The following is a 493-nucleotide window of genomic DNA, read 5'->3' on the forward strand; positions in this document are numbered from 1 at the left end:
AATATCAATATCTACCACATAATGAAGTTTTGATTGATTAACTAGATATTGAACTCTCGCCATCGCATGATGCGTAGACCGCAAAGGTCTGAATCCATAGTTATGATTATAAAAGTGGGCTTCTGCAATTGGCTCTAATACTTGTTTAAAGCATTGTTGGATGATTCTGTCGAGGATACATGGAATACCTAATGGTCGCATTTTGCCATTATCTTTTTCAATAAGTTTACGCCTAACTTTCTTTGGGCGATAATTTTTGAGCTGTCTTTGTATTTCTTCTACTAATTCATCCTCAGTTCGTTTCTCTATATCTAAGATGGTTTTTCCATCTGTTCCAGGGGTCTTCGACCCTTTATTGGACTTAATCTTTCGATACGCTAATAAAATGTTATTCCGCGACGTAATGATGTCGTATAGTAAATGGAATGTTTCTTTATTTTTAGCTCGTTGATGTAAGTCAGTAAAGGTATCTGTCATCCCATAATAATCCCAG

General features: G+C 35.7%; 1 protein-coding gene. It reads right to left on the reverse strand.

Annotated elements, in window-relative coordinates; translation table 11 throughout:
• A partial coding sequence (locus H2672_RS19265; protein ID WP_255485942.1) for a reverse transcriptase domain-containing protein occupies positions 1–493 on the reverse strand: 493 nt, incomplete at both ends.

Source organism: Sporosarcina sp. BP05 (assembly GCF_014282005.1).
Classification (GTDB): Bacteria; Bacillota; Bacilli; order Bacillales_A; family Planococcaceae; genus Sporosarcina.